This window comes from Pseudoxanthomonas sangjuensis (assembly GCF_010211755.1).
Classification (GTDB): Bacteria; Pseudomonadota; Gammaproteobacteria; order Xanthomonadales; family Xanthomonadaceae; genus Pseudoxanthomonas_A; species Pseudoxanthomonas_A sangjuensis.
Genome location: NZ_PDWR01000050.1, coordinates 1 through 1,609, shown reverse-complemented (window position 1 = coordinate 1,609; position 1,609 = coordinate 1). Strand labels below are relative to the sequence as shown.

At 57.6% G+C, this 1,609-nt stretch carries 1 protein-coding gene; it reads right to left on the bottom strand.

Annotated elements, in window-relative coordinates; translation table 11 throughout:
* Positions 1-634: 634 nt before the first annotated feature.
* Positions 635-1,051 (bottom strand): hypothetical protein, encoded by a 417-nt coding sequence (locus CSC71_RS15185; protein ID WP_162375221.1) that lies wholly within the window; start codon positions 1,049-1,051, stop codon positions 635-637.
* Between the last annotated feature and the right edge of the window lie 558 nt (positions 1,052-1,609).

The following is a 1,609-nucleotide window of genomic DNA, read 5'->3' as shown; positions in this document are numbered from 1 at the left end:
GACGCTATCGGCGGTGCGATGGGAGCCGGCGATGCGGGCGCACTACCAACAATTGCGGGCACGTGGAAAGGTGGCCAAGGTCGCGCTGGTGGCGTGCATGCGCAAGCTGCTGACGATCGTCAATGCGCGGCGGCGGGACGAGTTGAAGGCCTTGGCGGCTGTCGCCTAAAGGCACCTTCTCAAGACAGTTGCTGAATTAAGCCGAGCCGCGAAGCGGCGTCGGCTTGAATGAATTGTTAGGCGCCTGCCGCACGCCACATGAGAAACGCGATTGTTGCTGTCACTGCAAGAGTTGCGAGTCCAATGCCACACGCTGCATCAGCGGATATCTGTTTTGGCAACCGTTGTGCGGAGCGGCTCTTAGACTTCTTGCGACTGCTGAAGTCCCAAGGTTCAACGCTGTAGTAGCCAAGCGAAAAGATTGGAACCACCACCCAGCCAACGAGATAGCCCAAGCCGTAGAGAACGACTTCAAAGATGCCACGGATCAGAACTTCTGTCAGAAAGCTAGCGGGCATGCTTGTTGGCGCCTAACGCCTAAGTTGAGCCGAATTGCAGCGCGTAGCTGGCCATATGGCAAGCTTTACCTGCCATATGGACGGCGGAGCGATGCAATTTCGGCTTGAACGCATTGTTAGGCGCCGCGGCCATGTTGCCTAGACCACGCATCCCAATAGTCTGCACTCGCCTTGTCCAACATGGAGTCCGTGATCTGCTCGCCAGTATCCAGGAACATTGCCAGATCTCGATAAGCCATATTGAGCGTCCCGAAGGTCGTATAGAGCGCCAAGGGGGATTCGCTCTCGACCGAGAGAATCTCTAAGGAGTGCCCGCCAATCTCTTCGAGGTCTTTCGATACGGCTCCAACGTCTCCGACGAGCTCGAAGCACGTACAGTCGACTAGCTTTAGAACAAAGCCATCTCCCTCAGGTTGGAAGGCTTTACGGAGATAAGGGATGGAGATGTGGAGCGTTAGATCCCCGGGCACGGTGCCGTCGACTCGTTCGAGCGAGCCGTCGTGTAGATACCGCCAGACCTCGATGCCTTCCATAAGCGCCTAACGCCTAAGTTAAGCCGAATTGCAGCGCGTAGCTGGCAACATGGCAAGCTCTTTCTGCCATGTTGGCGGCGTAGCGATGCAATTTCGGCTTGAACGCACTGTTAGGCCGCTGCTCACTCTCTTCCCCGCATGTTGCTGACCTCGACGAGCTCGGTGACCTTAAGGATCCGCTTGCACGCGCCGAGATTGCCGTAACTTCCAGGCGGACCGAGAGTGCCCCTAACGACAACATGAGAAGTGCCCCAAGGCCCGCTTGGGTTTGTAGCAGGCAACTCGGCGCGAGCCATGTCGCCCTCCACGCACCACCGCTCGTCTTTGTTTCCGTCCGGGAAGAAGCTCGCCCACTCGAAGTTGTAGAAGTACTCGCCGCTGTATGTATCGCCTGTAGGTGAGGATGCACATCCGGCCGCAAGTGCGACGACGGGTTCACCCCCGTTTTCACGGACACTTACGAGAAGGCCGATCAAGGCCATGAGGAGTGTTCATGTCGAAGCGAAGGAAGTTCAGCACCGAGTTCAAGCGCGGTGCGGTTGAGCAGGCCAGCCAGCC

Excerpts from the sequence above, each read along its gene's own strand:
- CSC71_RS15185 (WP_162375221.1), bottom strand. The coding sequence starts at position 1,051 with ATGGAAGGCATCGAGGTCTGGCGGTATCTACACGACGGCTCGCTCGAA.